Origin of the sequence: Pseudoalteromonas tetraodonis, assembly GCF_002310835.1 — a bacterium.
GTDB classification, from domain to species: domain Bacteria; phylum Pseudomonadota; class Gammaproteobacteria; order Enterobacterales; family Alteromonadaceae; genus Pseudoalteromonas; species Pseudoalteromonas tetraodonis.
The window spans coordinates 2,773,930-2,795,284 of sequence record NZ_CP011041.1; the positions used below are offsets into that span (position 1 = coordinate 2,773,930).

At 41.1% G+C, this 21,355-nt stretch carries 16 protein-coding genes and 4 tRNA genes; 3 read left to right on the forward strand and 17 right to left on the reverse strand.

Translation table 11 applies throughout. From position 1 onward, the window contains the following. Window positions 1–133: 133 nt before the first annotated feature. From PTET_RS12950 to xerD, 13 genes are all read right to left on the reverse strand, one after another. Window positions 134–2,662, reverse strand: coding sequence for a glycoside hydrolase family 3 protein (locus PTET_RS12950; RefSeq protein ID WP_096038751.1), 2,529 nt, complete (start codon window positions 2,660–2,662; stop codon window positions 134–136). A gap of 50 nt (window positions 2,663–2,712) precedes the next feature. After that, window positions 2,713–3,489, reverse strand: coding sequence for a family 16 glycosylhydrolase (locus tag PTET_RS12955; RefSeq protein ID WP_024600785.1), 777 nt, complete (start codon window positions 3,487–3,489; stop codon window positions 2,713–2,715). 73 nt (window positions 3,490–3,562) lie between these two features. Then, window positions 3,563–6,247, reverse strand: a complete 2,685-nt coding sequence (locus PTET_RS12960; RefSeq protein ID WP_028835671.1) for a TonB-dependent receptor — start codon at window positions 6,245–6,247, stop codon at window positions 3,563–3,565. 1,091 nt (window positions 6,248–7,338) lie between these two features. Continuing rightward, window positions 7,339–7,415 (reverse strand) — tRNA-Arg (locus tag PTET_RS12965). Between the two features lie 43 nt (window positions 7,416–7,458). Further along, window positions 7,459–7,535: transfer RNA gene (locus PTET_RS12970), tRNA-Arg, on the reverse strand. A 58-nt stretch (window positions 7,536–7,593) separates the two neighbouring features. After that, a tRNA-Arg gene (locus tag PTET_RS12975) sits at window positions 7,594–7,670 on the reverse strand. A 34-nt stretch (window positions 7,671–7,704) separates the two neighbouring features. Next, a tRNA-Ser gene (locus tag PTET_RS12980) sits at window positions 7,705–7,797 on the reverse strand. Window positions 7,798–7,925: 128 nt separating this feature from the next. Continuing rightward, window positions 7,926–8,108: a hypothetical protein gene (locus tag PTET_RS12985; RefSeq protein WP_013465804.1), complete on the reverse strand. Its 183-nt coding sequence runs from the start codon at window positions 8,106–8,108 to the stop codon at window positions 7,926–7,928. Window positions 8,109–8,462: 354 nt separating this feature from the next. Next, the gene (gene lysS / locus PTET_RS12990) at window positions 8,463–9,998 is read right to left on the reverse strand and encodes a lysine--tRNA ligase (RefSeq protein WP_008467803.1); all 1,536 of its coding nucleotides are present in this window, start codon (window positions 9,996–9,998) and stop codon (window positions 8,463–8,465) included. A gap of 26 nt (window positions 9,999–10,024) precedes the next feature. Further along, window positions 10,025–11,123, reverse strand: a protein-coding gene (prfB, locus tag PTET_RS12995; RefSeq protein WP_096038752.1) for a peptide chain release factor 2 whose coding sequence is annotated in 2 segments (ribosomal slippage) — window positions 10,025–11,047 and window positions 11,049–11,123 — 1,098 coding nt in all. Because the reading frame shifts where the segments join, the coding sequence is not laid out codon by codon here. Window positions 11,124–11,268: 145 nt separating this feature from the next. Further along, a complete protein-coding gene (gene recJ / locus PTET_RS13000; protein ID WP_008467799.1) occupies window positions 11,269–12,990 on the reverse strand; it encodes a single-stranded-DNA-specific exonuclease RecJ in 1,722 nt (573 codons plus the stop codon). Window positions 12,991–13,073: 83 nt separating this feature from the next. Continuing rightward, complete coding sequence (dsbC, locus tag PTET_RS13005) at window positions 13,074–13,802, reverse strand: bifunctional protein-disulfide isomerase/oxidoreductase DsbC (protein WP_008467797.1); 729 nt, start codon at window positions 13,800–13,802, stop codon at window positions 13,074–13,076. Window positions 13,803–13,874: 72 nt separating this feature from the next. Then, on the reverse strand, window positions 13,875–14,801 hold the full coding sequence (gene xerD, locus PTET_RS13010) for a site-specific tyrosine recombinase XerD (protein ID WP_096038753.1): 927 nt from the start codon (window positions 14,799–14,801) through the stop codon (window positions 13,875–13,877). Between the two features lie 105 nt (window positions 14,802–14,906). Here xerD and fldB point away from each other — a divergent pair, with 105 nt between their 5' ends. Beyond that, window positions 14,907–15,428, forward strand: a complete 522-nt coding sequence (fldB, locus tag PTET_RS13015) for a flavodoxin FldB (protein ID WP_008467792.1) — start codon at window positions 14,907–14,909, stop codon at window positions 15,426–15,428. 47 nt (window positions 15,429–15,475) lie between these two features. Here fldB and PTET_RS13020 read toward each other — a convergent pair whose 3' ends face one another. Both PTET_RS13020 and PTET_RS13025 read right to left on the reverse strand, forming a co-directional pair. Beyond that, window positions 15,476–15,934, reverse strand: a complete 459-nt coding sequence (locus tag PTET_RS13020) for a DUF2147 domain-containing protein (RefSeq protein ID WP_016900533.1) — start codon at window positions 15,932–15,934, stop codon at window positions 15,476–15,478. A 94-nt stretch (window positions 15,935–16,028) separates the two neighbouring features. Continuing rightward, window positions 16,029–16,727 (reverse strand): tRNA1(Val) (adenine(37)-N6)-methyltransferase, encoded by a 699-nt coding sequence (locus PTET_RS13025; RefSeq protein WP_096038754.1) that lies wholly within the window; start codon window positions 16,725–16,727, stop codon window positions 16,029–16,031. Window positions 16,728–16,803: 76 nt separating this feature from the next. Between PTET_RS13025 and srmB the strand changes: the two genes are divergently transcribed. Continuing rightward, complete coding sequence (srmB, locus tag PTET_RS13030) at window positions 16,804–18,030, forward strand: ATP-dependent RNA helicase SrmB (protein ID WP_013465810.1); 1,227 nt, start codon at window positions 16,804–16,806, stop codon at window positions 18,028–18,030. A gap of 239 nt (window positions 18,031–18,269) precedes the next feature. Beyond that, a complete protein-coding gene (locus PTET_RS13035; protein WP_008110653.1) occupies window positions 18,270–18,590 on the forward strand; it encodes a BON domain-containing protein in 321 nt (106 codons plus the stop codon). Between the two features lie 745 nt (window positions 18,591–19,335). On the opposite strand, the gene PTET_RS13040 is transcribed toward PTET_RS13035, so the two are convergent. Together PTET_RS13040 and yaaA are read right to left on the reverse strand one after the other, a co-directional pair. After that, window positions 19,336–20,292: a mechanosensitive ion channel family protein gene (locus PTET_RS13040; protein ID WP_033102560.1), complete on the reverse strand. Its 957-nt coding sequence runs from the start codon at window positions 20,290–20,292 to the stop codon at window positions 19,336–19,338. Between the two features lie 105 nt (window positions 20,293–20,397). Continuing rightward, window positions 20,398–21,177 carry a peroxide stress protein YaaA gene (yaaA, locus tag PTET_RS13045; RefSeq protein WP_028835667.1) on the reverse strand — a complete coding sequence of 260 codons (780 nt, stop codon included), beginning with the start codon at window positions 21,175–21,177 and terminating at the stop codon, window positions 20,398–20,400. Between the last annotated feature and the right edge of the window lie 178 nt (window positions 21,178–21,355).

The window sequence follows — 21,355 nt, forward strand, 5'->3', positions numbered from 1 at the left end:
TGCATACACAATCCAACCGCAGCTCTGAAACAACCAGAAAAGATGACTTCTGGGATTTTTGGAATTCAAATTAATACGTCCAACTTAAAAGGCAGTTGAATAGCTTACTTATTATCAACTGCCTTTGCCTTATTTATTTTGAGCACGTGATTGATAATGCGTCATTATTAGGTTTTGCAGTCAACGCGATATCTGCAACTGCTAAACTTAAACGCTGAGCTGAAATACGAATTACATCTGACATAGATTGTTCAATCAGTTCGCTATCGGCGCAATTGAGTGCGATTGATAAAGTATGCCAGCGCTTATCTGCCATTGTTTTTTCAAACGATGAAAAATCAATACTTCTTAAACAGTTATCTAAATTACACATTACTTGTAACTGGGCACCTTGCTCTGGAGCTTTATCTAATCGCATTTTTAGTTCAAGGTAACCTGATTTAAATTTGCGTTCGAGTAGCGTAGGTTTTAAGTAACTTAGGCTAAGCGTTGCATCTGAGGATTGAGGTTGCCACTTAAACTGCCTTGCATCCTCTTGATACGATAAATTAACCGATTGCATTAACAAACTTTTTTTATCGCCACTGGTGGCCGATGAACCACTAGTTAAAACCTTTGCTGTTGTATCAGCTAACGCCCAAGTGAGATTTTTAGCTAAACTTTTTACAAACAATGGGTGTGCATCGCTTTTAACGATTTTTTTAGGGCTTGTAGTTTCACTCACAACAGGTATGTTTACTGTGTCTTGATAAGTTAGCCCGTAGCCATAGGCAAAGAGCGGGTCGTAATTTACATCGCCTAAGTTAAGGCTAAATTGGTCGTCGTATTTAGGCCACGAAAAACTCAACTTACCGCTAAAATCAAACTGACTGTTACCGTTTTTATCTGTTAGTAATACGTCTGCAACTCCCTCACCCTCAGAGCCTGGTAACCATGCAGCAACAAAGGCATCTGATGCATTGAGTTCTTTATTGACCCAAAGCGGACGACCACTTAAAAATACGGTGACTACCGGAATATTGTCTGCCTTAAGTTTTTTCAGCAGTGCAAGAGCGTGTTTGCTTTCATGCTGAAACTCTAGCATTTCTATATCACCAAACCACTCAGCATAAGGTTCTTCACCAATAACAACAATGGCTACATCTGGCTTGGTTTTATAGTCACCAGACTCACTTAAGCTTATTTCACCGCCTGCTTTTAATACTTGCGACTTTAAACCTGTATAAATAGAGGTCGCATTTGGAAAGTCGCTATTAGTATTGTCTGTGCCCTGCCAAGAAACGCTCCAGCCACCGGCTTGCATATTGATTGCATTGGCGCCTTTACCGGCAACTAAGATGCGGCTATGCGCTTTAATTGGCAAAACGTTTTCGTTGTTTTTTAATAGAACGAGTGACTTGCGAACCGCTTCTCTTGCCAAAGTGCGATGCTCATTAGCGCCTAACCACTGCGGGTGTTGTGATTCAGGTCGCGCTGATGGTTTACCCTTTGTAAACACCCCCCAGCGGATTTTAGCCCTTAAAAAGCGTCTAACCGCATCGTTTATTCTTGATTCGGCTATTACCCTCTCTTTCACTTGCTTAACAGTATTATGATAAAACGCTTCAAAATGCTCTGGCACCATGATTACATCAACACCTGCGTTTATGGCTTGGGCGCATTGCTCTAAATCGCAGCCTTCTACAAACTTATGCGCATTCCAGTCGCTTACTACAAACCCATCAAAACCAAGTTGGTTTTTAAGTACATCCGTTAATAAATGCTTATCGCCATGTACACGTTTGCCATTCCAACTATTAAAGGATGCCATCACTGATTGCACGCCTTCATTAATAGCAGAAAAATAACCTGCGCTGTGAATATCTCTTAATCCTTTTTCATCGATAAGCGTATTTCCGCGATCAACGCCTCGCTCAGTGCCACCATCACCCACAAAGTGCTTAGCGGTGGCAATACGGTTACTGCCTTTTAAAAAGTCAGCGCCTATGTCACCTTGAATACCGGTCACCATACTACCTGCATACAACCTAACTAATTCAGGGTCTTCTGAGTAACTTTCATAAGTTCTGCCCCAGCGATCATCTCTGACTACAGCAACAGTAGGCGCAAAACTCCATTCAATACCTGTGGCAGATACTTCCTTTGCTGTTGCTTGGCCTATGCGTTTAATTAAATCAGCATCATGCGCAGCTCCTAAGCCAATATTGTGCGGAAATAACGTAGCGCCATACACATTACTATGCCCATGCATGGCATCGGTTCCCCATACTGTCGGGATCGCAATACCATCTATGGTCGAGTCCATAGAGGCTAGGTACATTTCATCTGCGTATTTTAACCAAGTTGCTTGATCCGCTCGTTTATTTCCGTAAGGGGCAGTATTTCCGCCATTTAGATAAGAGCCAAATCCATACTTTTTCATTTGCTCTACACTTAAATAACCAATTTCTGGCTGGATCATTTGCGCAACTTTTTGCTCTAAAGTCATTGTTGCGAGCAGTTTATCAATCTGTTTTTCAACGGCTGGATCACGCTTAAGTTGCGTATTCACATAAGGCCAGTTAACTTGCTGATTGTCTGCACTCAATACATTTTGACAGTTGAACATGCCAAAAACAGGCAATAAGCAAAGTAATAATTTAGGGTGTTTTATTTTCGACATTTAAAACCTTCGAGATTAAATACTGTTTTATAAAATACGGACTGATTAATTTAGTGTGGAATATATTCAATAAAATCATAATATGCCCATGAAGGGCTGTCGTAGTATTGACCCGGAAAGTAATTCCCTTGAGTCGAGTTGTCACCATTCCACTGGTTAATCATTATTTTTGTTTTATCAATTGGCCATGCATAGCCGGGAATTTCATTATCGGCTATTACGCCATCCCCATTGTCTTTGTACATCACTCTAATTGTTTTCTCGTTTCCTTGTGAGTCGTACAGATACCAACGAATTGATGAGCTTGACCAATCAAAGCCAATGGTTAATAAGTTTTCTCTGTAATCAAGCCCAAACTGGCTTAAATCGATATCCTTTTCCCAACTTTGATATGTGCCTCCTTGGGGCTGGTAAATCACATTGGTATGAACAACATTGCCTAAAGAAGGTAATAGTTCGATATCTATTTCTTGCCATGCGCGTCCTGGCGAATCCCACCATGAGGTATAAGTAAAAATAGAAGACACGGTACCGGCGATATTGCCCGACTTAACACTGCCTTGTACCTTACCAAAACTATAAAAGTGATTACTTTGCAGCTCAGCACATGCACCTTGTGATAGAGAAAGGGTGATGCCGTGTTGACTTGGGTTAATCATTCTTGGGACAAATTCGCAGCCAAAAGGTGAGCCATTATCGCCACTACGTGCACTCCAAAGAGTCGTGTCAAATCCCCACGAAAAATCGTCTTTAAAATAGTTAGCGTATGTGGCGGGTGAAATAACTATAAGGCCAGCAACTAAGGTTGAAATTAACTTCGTTTTCATTATTAAATCCTTATTTAATCAAGCACCTCCTACAGTACTTTAGCCTGTAGGAGGGTAACTTTTACTCGGTTATTTAGAATGAAAAACCCGCTCTCATACCGTAGTATCTCGGCATACCAAAGCTGCCTTTTGGGATCCCCTTACCAGTATTATTCCAGTATTGAATAGTTTCATCTGAAGCATTATTAACAAACACTTCTGCAAACCAGTTTTGTCCTTGCGGCTCATACTTAATAGAGGCGTTAAATACGGCAAACGCATCGCGGCTATCATCGATATATTTTGTTGCTTCATCTGGCACTTGAAAATCCATGTCATCTAAATGTTTATCAACATTCCATACCGTTGAGTACGACTCATCTTTCCAACTGGCATTTAACCATGCGTGAACAAAACCATACTCTCCTAAGTTGAGTGTATGTGTGTAACTGATATTGGCGGTAAACTCAGGGGTCATTGCTAAATTATTCCCCTTAAGATTGGTAGCTAACAGGGTATTTTCAGGATCTTTTGATTCTTCATAAGAAATATCAAACAGATACTCCGCGTCGTAATCCCATTTAGTATTCCAATCTTCAGTAACTTTTGCATCAGTCCACGTTACGTAACCACTAATTCGACCATTTGGATACGGCTTCCAATCAAACTCAAGCTCAATCCCTTTTATTGTTGAGCCAGGGACATTTTGTGTGTAGTAAGCTATAACTGGCTTGTTTTGAAAATCGAGTACAGGCTCGCCATTACCGTCTAAAACGGGAGAGCCATCTTCATCTTCTACCACAGATAAACGCTCTACGTTACCAATAGAGCCCACTGATGCGTATTGCATGTCGGTGTAATCTGTGTAGAAAAATGCGGCTTTTAGGTTTAATGAGTTATCAAAAAAGCTCGATTTAGCACCCAATTCCCATGTTAGTACTTCTTCTGGGTCGAACTTGGTTTCAAAACGAGTAACGTCACCGGTTCTGTCATTTACCACTTCGTAAACATCACCAATACCACCGGCTTTAAAGCCACTGGCAAGATAGGTATAAACCATGGTTTCAGGTGAAATGTCATAATCTAAACCAACACGAAAATCATGGTGTTTCCAACTTCCCTTATTGTCGTTTTCAAAGTATGACGCATAAATAGAAGGATCTTCGTAGTAGTCAACAGGAAGGTTATTTAAATCAGTTCTATTTAACCAACCTACGGCGCAGCCATCAGCATTAGAACAGCGATAGGTTTTTCCGCCTTTATCTTCTTTTGTTTCATCACTAAATCGATAGCCAAGTGTTAGGTGTAACTTTTCAGTTAAGTTGTATGTACCTTGACCAAATAATGCGAGGGCGTCGGTAGAACGATCGGGTTGATCCCAAAACGCTTTGTCATCCATAGGATTATCGTAATAACCTAAGGTTTTTGTTCTTTCATGAAAGTAATTAATACCTGCAATCCAGATAAAGTCGCCATATTCATCAGATTGTATTTGCAGCTCAGTTGAAAAAGACTCTGCGCCAGTGCCGTCTAAAAAGTAAGTTGCGCCATCCCAAGGGTCTAAACCTACTTCACTATCTTGTGCTGAAGAGCGTTCCATATCTTCATAGCCCAATAACCAGACAAGTGAATATTCATCGTTTATGTTGTAATTAAGGGTGTTTCTTAAGTACGTGATATCTAAATTAAGCTTACCGGGCACATTTACAACCGCCTGATAAGTATTATCGCTGGGTAAAAAGTTAGTGCAGTCTCCCCCTAGTTCAGCACTTCTGCCACGAATTTTATCGCAGTTAACTAAATCTAGGTTGTTATTGCTGTCATTTACATACTTTTGAAAAACAGTGTGGTTTGAAAAATTGCCGTCCAAAGGCTCCCACAAGGTGCTAATTCTAAATGAATATTCATCAGCATTATTGTAAAAATTGCTTTTATCAGCCGGTGTTAGCGCGCGAACTTTTTGCGCTTCTGGATCTGTGCCAGCGCCATCTATCCACCAGTTTTCTCGTTGGGTAATTGTTTGACCCACGCCTTGATAAGAATCTTCAGAGATTACTGGCGCATTAAGAATATCGTCGCTTAAGCGTCTTGAGTCATATTGGTTAGGATCGTAATACCCTTCTAAATAAGAATCCCGTTTCAAGCCTTTTCCTGAAAACCTAACGGCAAATTCATCATTAATAGGAATATTTAAGACTGCATCAATATTTTTACTATTAAAGTTTCCCGCTTCAATACTGACGTTGCCATATAAACCGGTAAACTCTGGTTTTGCTGAAATAACATTAATACTACCCACCGTTGAGTTACGACCAAATAGAGTGCCTTGTGGGCCCCTTAGAGCTTCAACTCTGTCTATGTCGTACATCAATGCAAGGGCACCTTGCATACGTGGTGAGTAAATACCATCAAGGTGAACACCCACAGCCGGATCGCCAAGCTCAGTAATATTAGTAGAGCGTACACCTCGCATTGAAATAACCGGCGCAGCTTGATCTGTTGCAGTTGAAATATCTAAGCCAGGGACTAAGTTAGCAATATCCTTAACGCTATTAACACCGTTTCTTTTCAGCTCGGCTTCAGTTAATGCTGTAATGGCAACAGGTGTTTCCATTAATCTTGTTTTTCGCTTAGTTGCTGTTACCGAAATGATTTCTAATGAAACTGTTTCTTTTTCTGACGCTTGCTCTTTATCCGTAGAAGCTTCTTGAGCATTCAATGGCATTGAACAAGCCAACGCAACGGCTATTGATAGTGCTGTTTTATTTATTGTGTGCATGTTTGACCTTTTGGATGTGTGTGTAAACGTTAAACTTTGTTACTTTTATTTAACAGTCTCATAGTATCCATATCGATTATTTTTATTACTAGTCAAATACGCCAAGACGAGTTAGATATAATACAAACCGAAATCACCTTCTAATTTTTGAAACTAAAGCCAGATAAACATCAAGTATTTTCCTCGTAGTTTAGCTTTTTGACTCTATTTCAGACACAAAAAAACCGACTTAGTGTCGGCTTATTTATAAAAGCGGTAGACGCAGGATATCTCTTGTAAGGGTGAACCTATGACTGCCTGGTTCGTAGCTAGAGGAAACGGCACATCTACGTGAGCAAGCTCTTCGTCTACATTAAAACGTTGTGGTGATATTATTTATAGACCGTAGCTTACAGGCGTTTAAATACTCATGGTGATTTTGAACTTCTCATTTACCCCTCTTTCATTTCTCTTTGTGCATTTAGGTTTTTAAGGGCGTTATTCATAAAAAGGTTACGAGGCGCTGCGCTTTTAGAGAAGTAATTAAAACTTTATAAGTCGCAAGCTCTACGTCTACATAAAAAGCTGCGGTGATATTATTTATAGACCGTAGCTTATAGGCTTTTAAATGGTGATTTTGAACTTCTCATTTACCCCTCTTTCATTTCTCTTTGTGCATTTAAGTTTTTAAGGGCGTTATTCATAAAAAGGTTACGAGGCGCTGCGCTTTTAGAGAAGTGACTGAATGGAAGATTTGGCAGTATGTATCATTAGGTTTAACTGATATCTGAAAGCTTTCTCAAATTTCAGACATAAAAAAACCGACTTAATGTCGGCTTATTTATGAAAGTGGTGGGCGCAGGACGTATCTTCTAAGAGTGAACCTCCGACCGCTTGGTTCGTAGCTTGCTACTTTCCCATATTCACTTTATTTCAGGCACAAAAAAACCGACTCAGTGTCGGCTTATGTATGAAAGTGGTGAGCGCAGGACGTATCTTCTAAGAGTGAACCTCCGACTGCTTGGTTCGGAGTAGGTTACTCTATCCACATCCACGCTTTGATTTATTTCAGGCACAAAAAAACCGACTTAATGTCGGCTTATTTATGAAAGTGGTGGGCGCAGGAGGATTCGAACCTCCGACCGCCTGGTTCGTAGCCAGGTACTCTATCCAGCTGAGCTATGCGCCCACTTTCATATTTACTTATTTAAACTCTAAGTGAGAGTTGAAAGTGGTGGGCGCAGGAGGATTCGAACCTCCGACCGCCTGGTTCGTAGCCAGGTACTCTATCCAGCTGAGCTATGCGCCCACTTTCATTTTGCTTGTTTTAACTCTAAGCAGAGCGTTCTCTAAAAGAGAGCAAAGTATGGTGGGCGCAGGAGGATTCGAACCTCCGACCGCCTGGTTCGTAGCCAGGTACTCTATCCAGCTGAGCTATGCGCCCATACTTTATTTTACAAGATGCGCCATTTAAAAAATGGTGGAGAGGGAGGGATTCGAACCCTCGATAGAGCTACAAACTCTATACTCCCTTAGCAGGGGAGCTCCTTCGGCCACTCGGACACCTCTCCGTCTTGTGGGGCGTATAATAAAGATTTCAGAAAATATGTCAAACACTTTTCTGACAAAAGTGACTATATGGCTATAGATTGCACACATGCCTGGTTTTAAAGTGTAATTAGTTTGAAAAATAATCAGGTTAGGTGTTTGGGGTGCTTGAATTTACACCCATCACTGGCACTAGTTCGTCCGTAAGTTCAGCAAGGTATTGCTCTTGATAGCCTAACTTCTGAAACTCGGCAATACACGCGCGATAATACGCTTCTCGCTGTTGCTCTGTAGTGTTCTCATCAGGTAAAGATTCTACTCGTTTAGCTTTCATATTATTTCTCTAAGTCCTTTAGAAATTTTTATTTTTTACGACTAAGAATGACCGTGTATAAATTTCGGCCACATTTTAGCTAAAAAATTCACATAAATACAACATAATGTTTAAAAAACAATCATACCAAAAAGTTATAACACTGCTGTAATGTTGCTAAGCAGTCAAGCAACTTTATGATAATGAAGCTGAATTAAAGATTAATTTACTTTTATACTTACACTTAATTATCAGTGTAGTACTTATTAATTAAAAGCCCTAATGTGAAGTTTAGGCAATGTCTCACAAACAATAGGGCAAAAAAAACGCCGCTAGTTAGCGGCGTTGATAATTTTTTAGTTTATTCCTTCAAGCTTAGTCTGCTTGTGGGCGCATATGCGGGAATAAAATAACATCTTTGATAGTTGATGAGTCAGTAAACAACATGACTAAACGGTCAATACCAATCCCTTCACCGGCTGTTGGTGGTAAACCATACTCTAGCGCGCGAATGTAGTCTTCGTCGTAGTGCATTGCTTCATCATCACCTGCGTCTTTTTCTTCAACTTGGCGAGAAAAACGCTCAGCTTGATCTTGTGCATCATTAAGCTCAGAGAAACCATTTGCAAGCTCACGGCCACCAACAAAGAATTCAAAGCGGTCAGTTACAAATGGGTTTTCGTCGTTACGACGTGCAAGTGGCGATACTTCCCACGGATACCCTGTGATAAATGTAGGTTGGATAAGCATATGCTCAGCCGTCTCTTCAAATATTTCACATAAAAACTTACCCGGGCCCCATACGCAGTTTTCAGGAATTTTAACATGCACTTGTTTAGCGTACGCTTTTAATTCTTCAAAGTGGTTTTCTGGGTCGTTAAATACCGCAGCATCAAACTCAGGGTTATATTTTAAGATTGCGTCGCTCATGCTTAAACGTGTGAACGGTTGACCAAAGTCATACTCTACTGAATCAATCACTTCACCGTTTTCATCTTTAGTGGTATTAACAACGATTGGGCTGCCCAGTACGTTAGTTGCAACTGTACGTAGCATGTCTTCGGTGATGTTCATTAAATCAATGTAGTCAGCGTATGCTTGGTAGAACTCAATCATGGTGAATTCTGGGTTGTGACGCGTTGATAACCCTTCGTTACGGAAGTTACGGTTAATTTCGAATACACGGTCAAAACCACCTACTACTAAACGCTTTAAGTAAAGCTCAGGCGCAATACGTAAGTACATGTCGATATCAAGCGCATTATGATGAGTTACGAATGGACGCGCAGATGCACCACCAGGAATAACCTGTAGCATTGGCGTTTCTACTTCCATAAAATCGCGGTCTGCTAAAAAGCGACGAATACCTTCAACCACTTGTGAGCGAATGCGGAATGTTTCACGCGTTGCTTCGTTAGTAATTAAATCAACATAACGCTGACGGTATTTTGTTTCTTGATCCGATAGGCCATGGAATTTTTCAGGAAGTGGACGAAGTGACTTAGTCAGTAGTTCGTACTCAGCCATATCTACGTATAAATCGCCTTTACCCGATTTATTAAGCGGCCCTTTAACACCAATAATATCGCCAATATCAAGCTGGCCATATTTTGCTTTTAAATCTTTTTGTACGTCTTTTGATGCATAAACTTGTACACGGCCTTTCATATCTTGAATAGACATAAACGGACCACGCTTAGCAAGAATACGACCTGCAATCGATACTACGTGCTGTAATTCGATTAATTCTTCTTTACTCTTATCACCAAACTCAGCCTGCAAATCTGCCGTGTAATGCTCACGACGGAATTGGTTTGGATGACCGTTGGCTGGGCAATTTGCGCGAATAGCGTCTAATTTGCCGCGACGCTCAGCGATTAACTTATTTTCGTCTTGGATTTGATCAGTCATTTTTTAGCTCTTTTTTAGCTTGGTGGTTATAAACCAGATTTTAAGCTGGCTTCAATAAATTTGTCTAAGTCGCCATCGAGTACCGCTTGAGTATTACGGTTTTCAACGCCGGTACGTAAATCTTTAATACGCGAGTCATCAAGTACGTAAGAACGAATTTGACTTCCCCAGCCAATATCAGACTTGTTGTCTTCTTGGCTTTGCTTTTCTGCATTTTGCTGTTGTAGCTCAAGCTCAAATAATTTCGCTTTTAACTGCTTCATTGCTTGGGCTTTATTTTTATGCTGCGAGCGCTCGTTTTGACACTGCACCACAGTATTAGTTGGCACGTGAGTAATACGTACCGCTGATTCAGTGGTATTTACGTGCTGACCACCTGCGCCTGATGCACGGTAAACGTCTATACGTAAGTCAGACGGATTAATGTCAATTTCAATATTGTCATCAACTTCTGGGTAAACAAACGCAGAAGCAAACGAGGTATGACGGCGGCCACTTGAATCAAATGGGCTTTTACGAACGAGGCGGTGTACGCCTGTTTCAGTGCGTAACCAACCATAAGCGTATTCGCCAGAAAAACGCACCGTTGCGCCTTTAATACCAGCAACATCACCATCGGTCGCTTCAACAAGCTCTACTTTAAAGCCTTTTGCTTCACCCCAGCGTAAATACATGCGAAGTAAAATATTACACCAGTCTTGCGCTTCAGTACCGCCAGAACCTGACTGTAAATCAAGGTAGGCATCGTTTGAATCGTGAGAACCTGAAAACATACGACGAAACTCAAGCCCTTCAAGCTGCTGATTTAAATCAGCCAGTTCACTTTGTGCTTCATCAAAAGTGTCTTGATCTTCGGCTTCAACAGCAAGCTCTACTAACCCTTCAACGTCGTCAGTACCCGCCACTAAGGTGTCAATGGTTTCAACAACGGCTTCTAAGGCTGACTTTTCACGACCAAGGGCTTGTGCGCGCTCAGGTTCATTCCATACGGCTGAATCTTCAAGTTCGGCGTTAACTTCTTCTAAACGTTCTTGTTTAAGAGCGTAGTCAAAGGTACCCCCGAAGCAGTTCAGTACGTTCGCGAATTTCCTTGATTTGATTAATCACAGGATTCACTTCAAACATGTACATTACTCCAAAATGGCTAGGTTATTGCGCACTTAAAAAAGACACTGAGCGCAATTAAAAATCATCAAATAATAAAAACGCCCGATTTTAACAAAAAACCGCGCGTTTTATTAGCCTTTTATGCATGGTTTGAAGATATTTTTTAGCCCACTTTTTCAAGCTCTCTTACAATCAGTTGTAAGCTAAATTTACCTCTAAATTCATTTATATCGAGCTGGTACGCTACTTTAACAAACTGCGCCTCGGTATCTGGCCACGCTTTTACATCAATGCCAAAAGCTATGGCGTCAACTAAACGTGCAGATTGGTGTTTAAGGACTAACTTTAGGTGTTTTTCACCCACAATGCGCTGCTGTATCACTTCAAAGGTGTGTTCAAATATCGGCTCAGGAAATTGCTGCCCCCACGGGCCTGATTGTTTTAAAAGCTGGGCAAAATCCATGCTAAAGCAGTCGTTAGGTAGTTCACCATCAGTAAATACAATGCAGCGTTTACTTTCTTCACTGAGTTGCGCGCTGACCGCACTATCAAACGCACGTTTAAACTCAGTAAATTGCTGCTCGTTAATACTTAACCCTGCCGCCATTGCGTGGCCGCCAAATTTATTAATTAAACCAGGCTGCGCGGTGTTTAATCCCTCAAGTAAGTCGCGCATATGCAAGCCTTCAATTGAGCGACATGAGCCTTTTATTTCACCATTTTCACCACCGGCAAATATCACCGTTGGGCGGTGGTACTTTTCTTTTAAGCGCCCGGCTAAAATACCAATTACGCCTTGGTGCCAATCGTCTTGGTACAAACAAATAGCATCGGGCACACTGTCTTCTTTAAAGGCGAGCCTATCGAGCACCGCTTGCGCTTCTACTTGCATGCCTTGCTCTATTTCACGTCTGGCAAAGTTTAAACTATCAAGCTCGCCAGCTATGCGCCTTGCTTGATTTATGTCGTTGCTAAGTAAACACGCTATGCCTAGACTCATGTCGTCTAAGCGCCCTGCTGCATTTAAGCGTGGTGCAAGCGAAAAACCGAAGTCACTGGCGCTCAAGCGCGCGGCATTGCGATTAGCCACTTCAATCAGTGCGGTAATACCCGGGCGAGTTTTACCACTGCGAATACGTGCCAAGCCTTGGTGCACTAAGGTGCGGTTATTCGCATCAAGGGCTACCACATCGGCCACCGTACCTAACGCTACAATATCCAGCAAATCAGCAATATTTGGCATAGGATGCTGCTCAAAATAACCTTGTTCACGCAGTGCACTTCTCAGGGCAATGAGTAAATAAAATGCCACCCCAACACCGGCTATCGACTTAGAGGGAAAATCACAATCGTGGCGGTTAGGGTTAACAATAGCATCGGCGTTAGGCAGTTGTTCACCCTGCAAGTGGTGATCTGTTACCAGCACTTTAATGCCTGCGGCTTTAACAATATCAATGCCTGCGATACACGATATGCCATTATCGACGGTGATCACTAAATCGGGCTGCATCGTCACTATTTGCTCAGCCAATGCTGGGCTTAAGCCGTATCCTAAACTAAAGCGGTCTGGTACTAAGTAATCTAAGTGGGTAAAGCCAAACATGGCCAGCCCTTGCATTAAGGTGGCGGTGCTGGTTGCGCCATCGGCGTCAAAGTCGCCCACAATAAGTATTTTGCTTTGTGCGTGTAGGGCTTCAATTAACAGTTGGCTGGCTTTGTCTATATCTTTAAAAAGTTTGAAGTCGTGGAGTGTAGCTGCGCTATTGTTTAGCTCATCGGCATGGGACACATTTCGCGTGGCATAAATTTGCTTAATAACAGGGTGAAGATGGCTCGGCAGATGAGAGTCGTCAACGGGTTCTCGCGCAATGATCATTTTTTTCATGCTAGTTTTTAACTTATGATGTTCATGATATAAGACAAAAAAAGGCCATTAAGGCCTTTTTAAACACATACTCGCGGTATTGCTTAGCCCGCTTTGTTAGCCTCAAGCGCTGCGCTTAATGCCGCAGCAGGCTGATAACCTGGGATCATCGTGCCATCTTCTAAAATAATAGCCGGTGTACCGCTAATACCAAAACTCTGGCCTAACTGATAATGCTCAGCAACAGGTGCGCTACAGCCTTTAACAATTTGGGTATCTGCACCTGATTTAGCTTCAGTTAATGCTTCTTGCTGATCTTTCGCACACCATACATTCATTAAATCAGCGTAACCAGATCCTTGCAGACCGCCACGCGGAAACGCTAAATACTTAACGGTAATACCCGCATCAAGTAAGTCATCTAGTTCACGGTGTAATTTACGACAGTAACCACAGCTAATATCGGTAAATACAGTAATGCTGTGCTTCTCTTCAGGTGCTTTGTAAACAATCATTGAGTCTTCGTATTCTTTTAACCCTGATTGGCGCACACCATTAAGTGCTTGCTCGGTTAAGTTACTACGGTTGTTTAAATCGATTAGCGTACCTTGCATTAAAAATTGACCGTCAGGACTTGCATACAGCACACCTTTATTGGTGATCAATTCTTTTAAGCCTGCAACTGGGCTTGGATTAATTTGTTTAACGGTCACCCCTAGCGCGGCAAATTTTGTCACGATAGGATCTGTAGCATCCGGAGTGACTGCAACGCTATTAGCAAAAGCGCTCAAACTAGTGCACAACATGGCACCTGCTAACATTAATTTTTTCATAACGGGTTCTCTATCCTAAAAATACTTATATTATCGTGTCTATATGACCGGCTTAGTGACAAAAAAATTCGCTTAAGCACGAGGGTGATGCTCAGCATGCACCGATTTTAATCGCTCATTCGCTACATGCGTATAAATTTGGGTAGTTGATAGGTCGCTGTGGCCAAGCATCATCTGCACCACACGCAAGTCAGCCCCATGATTTAATAAATGCGTTGCAAATGCATGTCGCAAGGTATGGGGTGATAGCGGCGACTCAACGGATGCCAAAATAGCATAGTGTTTAATCCGATGCCAAAAAGTTTGTCGTGTCATACCCACCCCTCGCTTTGAGGGAAACACAAAATCGGTGGCGTGTTTTATCATTTGTGCGCGCCCGAGCTTTAAAAACTGCTCGAGCCAATACATAGCTTCTTCACCTAAAGGCACTAGCCGCTCTTTGTTTCCCTTACCTTTTACAAACACCACAGCTTGGCGCAAATTTATTTGCTCCATTCTAAGCCCCACCAGCTCGGTTACCCGCAGGCCTGTTGCATACAGTAACTCCAGCATGGCTTTATCGCGCAGCCCCATTGGCTCTTCAATGTTGGGCGCACTTAATAGCGCTTCTACTTCGGCCTCAGATAGCGTTTTTGGTAACGACTGCCCTGCCTTTGGCTGAGCAATATTGACCATAGGTGAGTCGCTAATTATTTTTTCACGCACAAAGTACTGATAAAAACGTTTTAATGCACTAATACTTCGCGCAGTGCTGCGTGGTTTTAGCCCTAAATCAACGCGGTGTGCTAGGTAACTTTCAACATCTAGACTGGTTACCGTCATTAAGCTTTCGCCTTTTAAAAATTGGCAAAACTTATCTAAGTCACTGCGATAAGCGCTCAGTGTATTTTCACTTACGCCTTGCTCTAAATAGAGGCTATCTAAAAAGGTTTCTAAAAAGTCGCTATTGCTGCTTAGCTCAGTATTTTGTTCAAGTAAATCGTCAGATAGCGTTGTCACGTTGTGATCTCATATTGGTAATACCACGGGAGAAGGTATCAATTAAAAATACCTTACGGTAAACTTGAGCCTATCATAACAGGCAATTACACAGTGATAAATACGATGCAGATTGGTTTATTTTTTGGTTCTACTACCTGCTATACCGAAATGGCGGCAGAAAAAATACGCGATATTATTGGCGCCGACATTGTCAGCTTACATAATATTAAAGACGAGCCGCTTAAAAACGCTGAGCAATATGACTTTATCATTTTTGGTATTTCTACGTGGGACTTTGGCGAAATTCAAGAAGATTGGGAATCAAAGTGGGACGACATAAAAGACGTTGACCTAAATGGTAAAACTATAGCCTTATTTGGCATGGGCGATCAGCAAGGGTATGGCCAGTGGTTTCAAGACGCATTAGGCATGCTTCACGACGAAATAAATGCCCAAGCCATTACTCAATTAGGCTTTTGGCCGAACGACAGTAATTACGAATTTGAAGCATCAAAAGCACTTACCGAAGACGGTAAACAGTTTGTAGGTTTAGCATTAGACGAAGATAGTCAGTACGAGCTAAGCGACGAGCGTATTGCCACGTGGGTAGAACAAGTGATGACAGAGTACGCTGAAACCCTATAACTCACTATTGCAAAGAGCGCTGCCATGCAGCGCTTTTTAATTCTTAACTATTCTACTTTTAACCAGTATTGGTTACGGTAAAAAAAGCCCACATAACCGCGCACTTCTAGTTTTTCGCCATTTTGCTGCGGTGTTAAACGCACGCTGTAGGTTTTACCATTATTTGGGTCGAGTATTTCACCGTCTTCCCAACTACCGTCACCCGCATAGGTCACATCTTCAATAATGGTCATCCCCAACATAGGCTGATTCTTTTTATCACCATCACACTCGGTGCAAAGTGCATCTTGCTTGGCTTTATTGAGTATTTTTTCAATTTTTCCAGTCAGCACGCCATCTTGCTCAGTAATGCGCACGTACGACTTAGCCTCGTTAGTCTCTTCGTTAATAGTTTTCCAAAGCCCAACCGGTGTGGGGTTAGCAAAAACCTCAGAGGTGTTAAATAAGCTGCCCGCTAAAAGGGCTAGTAATAGTATTTTTTTTGTTTTTTTAGTTAATAAATTCATCAGATTACTTTAAACATGAGTCAATAATGGCGCCATACTAACAATCCTTTATAAAACACTCTACGTAAAAATGCTTTAGGCATACAGCGTGGTATTACATATTTAAATAAAACGCCTTGCACAGTGCAATGTAGTCTTGACTGTAAGCATTACTTAACTCCCTTATGCATAGGGTGCTTTTACTTACTTCGCCATCATCATAACTAAAAGTCATCAAACTGCGGCTAAAGGGCTTATTTGGCATAGCTTGTACTTGGCAGTGACGATTTAAATACAGCCCTTGCTGCTGTGCTAATGTTATAAATAACTGCGCCTCAGTAGTGGGTAAAATAAGATTAAAACGCGAATGTTGATGACTTAGTTGCCTAAACGCACCAAGCAGTTCTGCAAAGCTTAAACCATCGGTATGGCGAGCGGTATTTCGCGCTGCATTATCACCTTTTAAACTGTGATTAAAATAAGGCGGATTAGCTATAACACAATCAAATAAACCTGCAGCCTCAAACTGCTGAATAGGCTGATGGTAAATACTAATATCCGGCCAAGGGCTTTGCTGGCAATTTTGTAAAGCCTGTTGGTAGGCGGCTTCATCAACTTCAACCGCGCTCACCTTTAAATGTGGCGCTCGTTGCTTACACATTAGAGCCAGTAACCCTGTACCTGTTCCTATATCAAGTAACGTATTTGCGTGGCTTAAATCAGCCCATGCGCCCAGTAAAATACCATCGGTAGAGACCTTCATGGCGCACTGGTCGTGCTCAACCTTAAATTGTTTAAATGCAAAACCAGACATTTTTTCACCTTTTCATTCACCAAGCAGGTTTAAGTGCGTATAATTAACGGCAATTGTCCCCTATTTTTGACACTCTATGCAATTTTCTGAATTTGATCTTGATGATAAGCTACTCAATGCTATTAATAAAATGGGCTATGAAACCCCCACTAGCATTCAACAACAAGCCATTCCTGAGGCGTTGCAAGGACGCGATATTTTAGCGTCGGCACCAACAGGTACGGGTAAAACGGCGGCATTTTTAATTCCGGCAATTCAATATTTAATGGATTTCCCACGTCGTGATCCGGGTTTTGCACGGGTATTAATTATGACCCCAACGCGCGAGCTTGCTTATCAAATTCATGAACAATGTGAGTTACTTGCAAAACAAACCCAGTTAAAAATTGGGGTGGTTACCGGCGGTATAAACTACGGTACACACAAAGAAATTTTTGAAAATAATAATGACATTTTAATCGCCACACCTGGGCGTTTAATGGAATATTTAGAAACCGAAAACTTCCATGCAGAAAACGTAGAAATGCTCATTCTTGATGAAGCCGACCGCATGCTCGACATGGGTTTTCGTAAAGAAATGCTGCGCATTTGTGATGAAGCTAAAAACCGTCGTCAGTGCTTTTTATTCTCAGCTACTCTTGAAGGTGACAGCGTAGAATTATTTGCAGAGCGTATTTTAAACGATCCCGCGCTACTTGAAGCCGAATCATCACGCAAAGAAAAAGCTAAAATTCATCAATGGGTTCATTTAGCCGACGACTACCGCCATAAACTAGAGCTATTAGTTAACACCTTAAATGGCCCTGATGTAAGTAAAGCGATTGTGTTTGTAAAAACCCGTGAGCGCCTTGAAACCCTAATTGGTGAGCTTACTAATAACGGCGTAAAAGCTGCGTGGTTACGTGGTGAAATGCCACAAGACAAACGCATGAAAGCCATGGAAAACTTCCACAGTGGCAAAACCCGTATTTTAGTCGCTACCGATGTAGCGGCCCGCGGTATTGATGTAGCTGATATAAGCCACGTAATTAATTTTGATATGCCTCGCACTGCAGATGTATACGTACACCGTATTGGCCGTACAGGTCGCGCAGGTAAAAAAGGTATTGCAATTTCACTCATTGAAGCGCACGACATTGGCATACTTTACAAAGTAGAACGTTACATAGAGCAAAAGCTAAAACGCCGTGTATTTAAAGGATTAGAGCCAAAGCATAAAGAAGCCAAGCCACCGGTTAAAAAGCGTAAAGATCCAGTAAAAATGAAAGCAAAGAAAAAAGCCAAAGCTAAAAAGAAAAAATAGCTTTAGCTTTAACACATTTAATTGAGCCGACGTTTGTCGGCTTTTTTGTGGCTTAAAAACAGTGAGTAAGCTATTCATAGTAATATGTAAAAAATACTTAGCTGAATAACTAATTAATAAAATAGTAAGTTATTTCAAATAGTTAATCTTGGAATGAAACTTGTAACCCTATCGAATATACGAGTATTAAAACGCCGAGTAATGGCGTTGTTTTTTAGTAACACACTAAGGATATAGTTATGAGTCGCATTAAATTTACTATCGGTTTTATTTCGTTTTGTTGTTTATTTTTATTAGTCTCTGCTTTTAAAGTCAGTGCAGCAACGCATTTAGCTGTAGTTAGCAGTGTGGCTACACAACCTAATTTACAACAATCTATTACTCATGAATTGCGCACTAACCCAAATTTAAAGTTAGAAAAACTAAACGTACACGTTAATGACGGTGACGTTGAACTTAAAGGTGAAGCCAATAACGGTTTTGAACGCGCTCTCGCACAAAAGTTTTTAGAAAATATGGATGGGGTTAAAATCATTCATAACAAAATTAGTGTCATTTAATACAACTTTTTCTTAACTTATACACTTAACTTATCCCTCAGCGCTGCTTGTTTCTCCAACACAAGCGGCGCTTTTTTATGGTTTGCACAATATAATTCACTGCAGAGCATATTCCCAAGCCAGTTTAAATACTTAATTAAAAGCCTTTTAGTTTACGCACCAATCGCGACGCTCATTGCAGCTGCTTATACTTTTGAAACCTTTGTTTATAGACACTTATTATAAAGAGCTTACACCAAGCTTGGGCTCTAGTTCGGTTGATTAAATAATCTATTTTGAGATGAGAAACCTTATCGATATAGTTTTATAATTGAGATGCTTTTAAGGCAGTTAGCGCAAGGCTTTAATTACTTCAGATTATCAATTGGGTCTGTTGTTCTTTCAAGGTTGAATTTGCAGTAGTCTGTTTGGTATTTAGCCAAGGGTTCTGCCCAGGGACATTTACTCTTTGTTGGCTACATGGATGGTGGTAAGGAGCGCGAGCTGGACACGGAAGCTTTGCTCGGTTTTTACTTATTATTACATGGATGTAAGCCAGTAGAATAACGCAGGAGCAGTTATCGAGCCCACTAGGCAACAAACCTCGCGTCGCGATTAAATAGCTCTTAGTTTGAACTAATTTTAATCCGCAAAGGTCAACAGACCCTTATATTATTTATTATAAAAAGCGCGTTTTACTTTGTAAAAACGCGCTGATAGTCAGTAACTATTTCCCAATGCTTTTACCTTCGGGGTTTTAAATTATTTACTCACCTTGGCTTGCATCAGTATTATTGTCACCCTCTTTATTTGCTGACTGCTGACTTATTTTATCGCTTATCATGGCATCGAGTTTTTCACCGCCTTTAATACCAAAATCCAACGTACGAATAGGAAACGGAATACTAATATCAGCGGCATCAAGTGCTTGCTTTACAGCCACAACTCCTTTGTGACGCACCGTCATAAAATCAGGCTCACCAGGGTATTTGATCCAAAACCACACCAACAAGTTTATACTGCTATCACCAAAGCCTTCGGCATAAACAGCGGTTTCATTTTTGCGGATCACAAAGTCAAATTGGTTAATTTTGTCGACGATGACCTCACTGGCTTTTTCTATGTCGTCAGCGTAAGAAATACCCACCGGCACTTCTATTCGTCTTACCCCTAAGGTGCTGTAATTACGCAGTACATTTCTAAATAGTATTTTATTAGGTACCAGTATCAATTGCCCGTAAAAGCTCTCTATTAGTGTGTTGCGCAAGTTTATTGAATGTACCGAACCAAACACATTATCGGTTTCTATGACATCACCCGCTTTAAACGGTTTACGAATTCCCATGGCTATACCCGCTATCAGGTTTTCGGTCATATCTTGAAAAGCAAAACCAATGGCAAGACCAACAATACCTGCACCAGCAAGCAGAGAAGTGACGGTACTTTTTAAGCCCATAAAATCAAGGGCAATAAATACCCCCACACTCAGTACAATAACTTTAAATATTGAGGCCATTAAATCGGCAATTTGCGTAGAGTCGAGCGAGCGACGTAAAACATTTTTCATTCCTTTGCCTGCTAAACGGGCAATAAATGAAAATAGAATGGCAATAATTACTGCAACGATAAAGTTTGGGATATGACTTATAACTACATCAAACCAACCGCCGAGCTTTTCTTCTATCAACTTTTCGGCTTCTGTAATTGAGGGAATTGAGAGCATTTATTTTATACCTTAGTTAGGGTTAGTAATCTAAGGTTTGCAAAAATAACGCCAGTATAAAAAAGCCATGCAATGCATGGCTTATTAAATACTTTAAACGATGTGTTAGTTTTGCTCTTCGCGTAAAAATACCGGTTCAAGTTCTTTGGTGGTTGCCTCTGGGCTAAAGTAATAGCCGGCCACAGTAAACTCTTTGAGTTGGCTTAATTGAGTCACTTGATTTTCAATGATGTAGCGTGCCATCATGCCGCGCGCTTTTTTAGCGTAAAAGCTAATCACTTTATATTGGCCGTTTTTACAGTCTTTAAAGTGTGGTGTAATAATGTGTGCGTTAAGCGTTTTTTTATCTACTGCTTTAAAGTATTCGTTAGAGGCTAGATTTACTAAGTATTGTGCATCTTGTGCCGCTAATACGTCGTTAAGTTTATTAGCAATAACACTGCCCCAAAACTCATATAAGTTTTTACCTCGGCTATTTTCAAGTTTTGTACCCATTTCTAAGCGATAAGCCTGCATTAAATCAAGCGGCTTTAATACTCCGTATAATCCCGAAAGTATACGTAAATGGTCTTGAGCGTAATCAAGCTGCTTAGTAGTGAGGGTATTAGCATCTAACCCCCCGTATACATCGCCGTTAAAGGCAAGCACGGCCTGTTTAGCATTATCGGTAGTGAATGGTTGTGCCCACTCACTAAAACGCGCTGCGTTGAGGCCTGCGAGTTTATCGCTAATTTTCATTAAACTGCCAATTTGCGCAGGAGTTAGTTCACGGCATACTTTCATGAGCGCTTCGCTGTGCTCAAGTAATTCAGGTTGAGTGAACTTATCTGTTGCGGGTGGCGTGTCGTAATCAAGATTCTTTGCTGGTGAAATAACAGTGATCATAGTTAGCTATTGACTTGTAAATTATTTAATGTCAATTTCAACATTAAATGAAACGAAAAGCACGTTTTGTTTAAAATTATCCTACCTAAAACTCAACCGTTACCGTTTTTTTATTGATAAGGACATAAGACCTATCAAGCATTGTCACACTGTTGCAGTATAGCTATATTAAGGTAGT